Raw genomic sequence first — 7,114 nt, 5'->3', positions numbered from 1 at the left:
TATCGCCGGCCGGCGATACGGCGGCCGACGGTTGCGTCTGCGCTTCGCGCAGGCAACGGGCGAACGCCGCCGGCGTCGGCTGCGCGAGCACCCAGCGCAGCAGCCGGTCGAACGGATGCGCCTGCGCGAGCGGCTCCTCGCCACGCAGCCGCGACACGAGTTGCGCGATCAGCAGCGAATCGCCGCCGGCGGCGAAGAAATCCTGATCCGGCGTGACGTTGCGCGTATCGAGCACCGTCTCCCACCATCCGATCAATCGCGCCAGCAGCGGATCGGCGGCGGGTGTCTGCGCCGGCCGAACCGCCGCCGGTTCCGGCTCGCGAATGTCGGCAATGCCGGCCAGCGTCCGGCGGTCGATCTTGCCGTTCGCGGTCACGGGCAGTCGCTCGAGCACGCGCAGTTGCGACGGCACCATATAGCCCGGCACGCGCTCGGCAACGAACGACAGCAGCGCATCCGGCGCGATGCGGGCCGCGCCGCGCTTCACGTGCGCGAGCAGGATGTCGTAGCCCAGCGCGTCGAGCGGCGAGCCGGCCGTCACGCAGCCGAGTGCGCGATCGCCGTCGTCCCCCTGCAGCCATTCGAGCCACTGCGCGCGCGGTACGAACAGCCGGCACGACCCGGCACGCGCATCGCGCGGCGTCTCCATCATCAGCCCCTGGCTGATGCTGATCTCCGGATGCTCGGCCGTCAGTTCCTGGATCACCCACCATGCATCGGCCGCCGACAGCGCGCGCAATCCGGCGATCAGTGCAACCGTGTCGCGCGCGTTGTTCAGCGCGCCGGAGCTGATCGTCATGTCGATCGAATGCGGCGCGATGCCCTGCGCGTCGAGCGCTGCATTCAAGTCGAAACGCACGAACCGCATCCACGGATACGCGGCGAAGCGCTCGCGCGCGGCCGCGAGAAAGTAGCTCGACACGTCGCTGAACAGGTAGTCGATCCGCGTGCCCGCTTCGACCAGCGGCGCGAGCGCATCCACGATCGCGCGCGTCGCGGCGGCCGTTCCCGCGCCGATCTCGAGGATGCGCCACGTACAGCGCGGCTCGCGCGCGACGATCTCGCGCACGGCTTGCGCCATCCCGCGATGCAGCGCATGCGCGTGTTCGCCGTTGCTGTACATCGCTTCGGCGATATGCGACGCGCCTTCGGGGAACATCAGGCCGGCCGGCGAAACCGTGCCGTCCACCTGTACGTCCAGGCAGCCCGCGCTGTCGCGGAAGTAGTCGATGAGGACCGGCGGCCACAGCTCGGGCGATGCATGCAGCGCGAACGCATCCCAGCATGCGTGCGCGTCGGCATGGCTGGCGTCGGACCGTCTACGCCAGCCGCCTTCGGCATCCGCGTGCAGCACGCCGTGCGTCACGAGCATCGCGAGCCAGTGGCGCAGCAGATGCTGCCGCGCCGGCGGCACGCGCAGCCGCTCGCACAGCGTCGCGAAACCGGTTGCGTCGTCGGCCGTCAAGCCGCCTGCCGGTACGATCCACGCGGCCAGCGACGCCACGCATGCCGTTTCGAGTTGCGCGACCGATCGCGCCACGTCCGCTTGCGCGGGCCAGCGCACGGCGTCGAACGCAGCGCGTACCGGTGCCGCGATCTCGTGAAGGGCGGGGTCGTGCGCCGACGGGTCCGGCGCCGCACCCTGCAGCGACACGAAGCTCGCCAGCCGGCGCTCGGCGCCCTCGCCGAGCACGATTGTCGCGGCCGCGCCGACCAGCGGATGCGCGGTCAGCGCCGCATCGATCTCGGCCAGCTCGATCCGGTAACCGCGGATCTTCACCTGATCGTCCTGCCGGCCGAGGAATTCGAGCGAACCGTCGGCGCGCACGCGGCCGAGATCGCCGGTGCGATAGAGCCGGCGCCCGTCGCGATGACGGATGAAACGTTCGGCCGTTCGCGCGGGATCGTTCGCATAGCCCGTCGCGAGCCCGACGCCGCCGATATGGATCTCGCCGCGCACGCCGGGCGGGCACGGCCGGCCAAGCACGTCGAGCACTTCCATCGTCTGCCCGGTCAGCGCGCGGCCGTACGGAATGCTGGCGAGCTGCGTGTCCTCCGGGCGGATCGGATGCTCGATCGACCAGATCGACGCTTCGGTCGCGCCGCCGAGACTGAACAGCGCGCTGTCGGGCCAGCGTTTCCACCAGCGGGCCGGCAGCGTCACCGGAATCCAGTCGCCCGACCACAGCACGCGGCGCGGGCCCGGCACGTCGAGCGCCGGTTCGCCCTCGAGGTAATCGATCAGCATCTGCCCTTGTGCGGGCACCGAGTTCCACACCGTCACCGCATGACGTGCCATCAACGCCGCCCAGTGCGACGGATCGTGACCGCGCGCGGGGTCGGGCAGCACGACGCACGCACCGCGCGCGGTCGCGCCGAAGAAGTCGTAGACGGACAAGTCGAAGCTCAGTTCGGCCAGGCCGAGTACCACATCGCCCGCACCGACCGCATGGCGTGCGTTGATGTCGGCGAGCGTGTTGCACACTGCCGCGTGGCTCAGCATCACGCCCTTCGGTTCGCCGGTGGAGCCCGACGTGTAGATCACGTAGGCCAGCGCCGCGCCGTCGACGTCGCACGCGGCGCGCGGCGGCCATTGCGGATCGGCGGGCAACGCATCGGCATCGATGCGCACGCATCCTTCATGCTCGAACTCCAGCGCCCGTACGCTCACGACCGCGCGCACCCGCGCATTGCGCAGGATCGCCTGCCGGCGCAACGCCGGCTGGCGGCTGTCGACCGGCACGTATGCGGCGCCCGCCTGGACGATCGCGAGCACGGCCGCGAGCTGGTGCGCGCACTTCGGCATCAGCACCGCCACCGTGTCGCCCACGCCGACGCCGGCCTGTTCGAGCGCGGTACGCAGCGCCGCCGCATGTTGCGCGACATCGCGGTACGTGCGGGCGCCCTGCGCGTCGATCACGACCGGCGCATCGGGCGTGCGCAGCGCCTGCGCGGCAAACCCGGCCGCGATATGCGTCTCCGCGTCCGGATGCACGTCGGCAACGGGCGCGGCGCACGGCAGCACGATGTCGCCCGCACGCGACCACCATCCGGCATCGTCGGCAAGCCGGCCCAGCAGCGCGACGTACGCGTCGAACATCGCGGTCGGCAAGCCTTCGGGAAACAGATCGTCCCGCACGTCCCAGCCGATCTCCAGCCCGCCGAACTGGTCGGTCACCTGGCAGTCGAGCCACACCTGCGGCGTCTGGCTGATCATGTAGCGCGGCGGTTCCGCCCGGGCCGCCTGCTCGCCAAGCAAGCGGCCGACGCTGCCGATGCCGCTCGTGAACACGACCGGCATCAGCGCCGCCTCCTTGCCGCGCCGCCGCGCGAGTTCGCGCATCACGTCGACGCCGGTGAATGCGCGATGGTCGAGATCGTCGAACATCCGCGCACCGATCGTACGCGCGCGCGCGATGAAATCGCCCCCTTGCGTCACGTCGACGGCGAGCAGGCTCAACGCGGTGAAATCGCCGAGCACCGCGTCGATGCGCGGATGCACCGGCGGACGGTTCAGCACCGTCAGGTTCAGGCAGAACGCCGGCGACTGGCTCCAGCGGCCGACGACTTCCGCGAACGCGGCCAGCGCGACGCTCGCCGCACTCAGCCCGAAACGGCTTGCATGGCCGCTCAGTGCAGCCCATTGCGCGCGGTCGAGCCGCGCATGGCGATGCGTAAAACGCGGACGGGCGTCGGTGCGCATCGCGGGCACGACCGGCAGATCGGGGCGCGCCGGCAGATCGTCGATCCGCGCGAGCCACCAGGCCTTGTCGCGCGCATGATCGGCGCCCGTGCCGGCCTGCGCCTCGTGAGCCACATAGTCGCGAAACGTCGCGTCGAGCGGCGCCGGCTGCCATTGCGGATCGTCGTAACGGCGCCGCCATTCGGCAAGCAGCAGTTGCAGGCTCGCGTAGTCGATCAGCGTGAAATCGACGGACAGGTGCAGCAGCGCGCCATCCGGCCCGAGGCTCACTTCAGGCTGCAGCACGGGCCAGCGGTCGAGCGCATGGACCGCGTGGTCGAGCCGCTCGCGTACCCGCTGCACGTGCGCGTCGAATGCGTGCGCATCGCCGTCGCGCAGGTCGTGCACCGTGAGCCGCTGCCACGGCACGTCGGGCAGCACGCGCTGCCATGCGTTGTCCTCGACGATCGCGCGCAGCATCGGATGCCGCGCCACGCACGCATTCCACGCGGCCTCGAAGCGCACGCAGTCGAGATCCTGCCGCTCGTCGTATTCGACGTACAGATGGCATGCGCTGCCGCCGAACTCGAACGACTCGTGCCGGCCAAGCACGTACGCGGCCTGTACCGGCGTCAGCGCGAACCGTTCATGCTGGCGCGCCGGATCGCTGCGCCACGCGCTGCCCTGCAGGAAGCGGACGAACGCGTCGCGTTCGGCCTTGATGCGCGCGGCCAGGTCCGCGTCGAGCGCGCCGGCCGGTGCGCGATAGCGCAGCTGACCGCCGTCGTCGCACCACAATTCGATCTGCCGTTCGCGGCAGAGATCGAGTACGTCGTCGAAGCTCACAGCACGCCCTCCTCGATCGTCGCGACCGACGCGCTGCCGTCCGCCGTGACCGCCGGCGCCACATCGTCGAGCTGGGCGGCAAGACCGGCGAGCGTCGGATCGCGGTAGAACGCGGCCATCCCGATCCGCGCGCCGAGCCGTTCGCGCAATTGCGCGAGCAGGCGCGTCGCCAGCAGACTGTCGCCGCCGAGCGCGAAGAACGTGGCGTCGCGGGCGTTCGCCCGGCAACCGAGCGCCTGCTCCCAGCACGCGAGCAGCGTCGCATGCCGTTCGTTTGCCGGCACGAACGCGTCATGCGCGGCCGGCGCGTCGCCGAGCGCGCGCGCAAGCGCGTCGCTCACCGCGCGCCGGTCGATCTTGCCGTTCGCGTTGAGCGGCCAGCGCGGCAGGCACCACAGTGCGTCAGGGCGCATCGCGTCCGGCAGCCGGTCGCGCAGCCAGTCTGCCAGTACCGCTTGCGTCGCCGATTCGCCGACACGACGCGCGTCGAGGCATGCAAACGCGGTCGAATACCAGCTTCGGGAGTCGGGCGTGAAGCCGCTCGCCTGCGCGGCGGCGGCGATCGCCTCGGTCGTGAACGGCCGCGGCAACGAGGCATCGCCCGTCACGCTCGCGACGAGTTCGCGCAACGGCGAGTCGCGCAACACGTCGGCGAACAGCAAACGGCCATCCCGCGCCAGCAGCGCGGCCGCGATCCTGAACGTATCGCGCGGATCGTCGCGCAGGTGTGCCGCGGCGAAACTGATCACGCAGTCGAATGCGCCGAGATGACGCGCGGGCAGCAGGGCGTCCTGCAGCGCCTGAAGCGCGGGCCTCGTTCGCGCGAAGCGTGCCTGCGCGGTGTGCAGCAGACCCGGCGACACGTCGAACAGCGTCACGTCGAAACGCGGATCGTCGAGCACGTCGAGGCCCGCGTCGAACCATTGCCCGGCGCGGGCATCGAGCACCGCGACCCGCATCACGCCCGTGCATGCAGCAGCCTGTGCATCGAGCGCGCCAGCAAACTCGCGCAGCACACGAGCGCCGTCCGGCAAGCGCGTCGCGAATGCAAGCGGCGCGACGCGCGGATCGAGCGCCACGCGCTGCGCGACGGTATCGGAATCGGCTGCGAGCGCGCGCAGCGCCGCCGTCAGGTCGTCGAGGTCGGTTGCATGCCAGCCGAGCCGATCGAGCGCGGCGTCGATCGAGATCGACGCATCGCCTGTCGCGTGCCAGCGCGCATGCAGCGACGGCGGCAGGCTCGCGCCGCCGTCGCTCAGCCGATCGGCGACGACGCGTGCAACGGCCGCTTCCGCCTGAACCGTATCGGCCGTGCCCGCATCCGCGAGCGGCGACGGCGCCGCATCGGCCACGCAATCGGCCGGCACGAACGCCGCAACGATGCGCGCGACTTCGCCGTTCGCGACACTGGCACACGCGCCATCGATCCGCGGATGCGCGGCCAGTGCCGCTTCGATCTCGCCCAGTTCGATCCGGTGCCCGCGCACCTTCACCTGCCGGTCCTCGCGCCCCAGGAATTCGAGCGTCCCGTCCGGCCAGTAACGGCCGCGATCGCCGGTGCGATACCAGCGGCCCGACGCATGCTGCACGAAACGCTGCGCGGTCAGCCCGGGATCGTTGCGGTAGCCGCGCGCAAGACTGTCGCCGCCGATCAGCAGTTCGCCCGGCACGTAATCGGGGGCGTCGCGGCCGTCGGCGTCGACCACGCGCCAGGCCTGCCCCGGCAACGGCCGGCCGTATGGAATCGAGCGCCAGTGCGGCGGCACGTCGCGTACCGTCTGCACGTTCGACCAGATGCCGGCTTCGGTCGCGCCGCCGAGCGCGTGGAATACGCATGCGTCGCCGCAGCGCTCGCGCAGGCGCGCCGGCAGGTCGAGCGCGATCCAGTCGCCGGACAGCAGCGCCGCACGCACGCTGCGGCACGCGTCTTTCGCGACCGGCACGGCCAGCGCCATTTCGAGCAGCGCGGGCGCCGAATTCCATAGCGTCACGCGATGCTGCGCAATCAGTTCGATCCAGCGCGCCGCGTCGCGCGCGTCGTCCTGCGTGGGCAGCACGAGTTCGGCACCCGCGCCCAGCACGCCGAACAGGTCGTACACCGACAGGTCGAAGTCGAGCGCCGACACCGCGAGCAACCGGTCGTCCGCACTCACGCCGAGCAGCGCGTCGATCGCATCGATCGTGTTGACCGCCGCCGCGTGCGTCATCTCGACACCCTTCGGCACGCCCGTCGAGCCGGACGTATAGATCACGTACGCCGTGGCCCGCGGCGCGACCGCGAGCGGTGCGGCCAGCGGCGCATGCCGCATCAGTGCGGCGATGCTCCAATGCGGCACCGGCGCATCCGTGCGCGCCGTGTCGCCGATCACGGCTTTCACGCCCGCCGCGCGCTCGATCAGCGCCTTGCGCGCGGCCGGCTGCGCGATGTCGAGCGGGACGTAGCACGCGCCGGCGGCCAGTACGCCGAACACGGCAGAGACCTGCGCCGGCCCGCGCGGCAGGCTGATCTCGACGGCATCGCCGTGCCCGATCCCGGCCGCGCGCAACCCGCCCGCGATCGCGAGCGCCTGCGCGGCCAGTTCGCCA

2 protein-coding genes are annotated in these 7,114 nt (G+C 71.4%); both read right to left on the bottom strand.

The window, feature by feature from the left end; translation table 11 throughout:
- On the bottom strand, positions 1–4,528 hold a 4,528-nt coding region (locus G3N62_RS33550), incomplete at its 3' end, for a non-ribosomal peptide synthetase (RefSeq protein WP_206141460.1).
- The coding region (locus G3N62_RS33545; RefSeq protein ID WP_206141459.1) for an amino acid adenylation domain-containing protein at positions 4,525–7,114 on the bottom strand (2,590 nt) is incomplete at its 5' end. The genes G3N62_RS33550 and G3N62_RS33545, both read right to left, overlap by 4 nt.

Origin of the sequence: Burkholderia sp. Tr-20355, from assembly GCF_017104685.1 — a bacterium.
Lineage (GTDB): Bacteria > Pseudomonadota > Gammaproteobacteria > Burkholderiales > Burkholderiaceae > Burkholderia > Burkholderia seminalis.
This window is presented reverse-complemented; position numbering and strand designations above follow the sequence as displayed.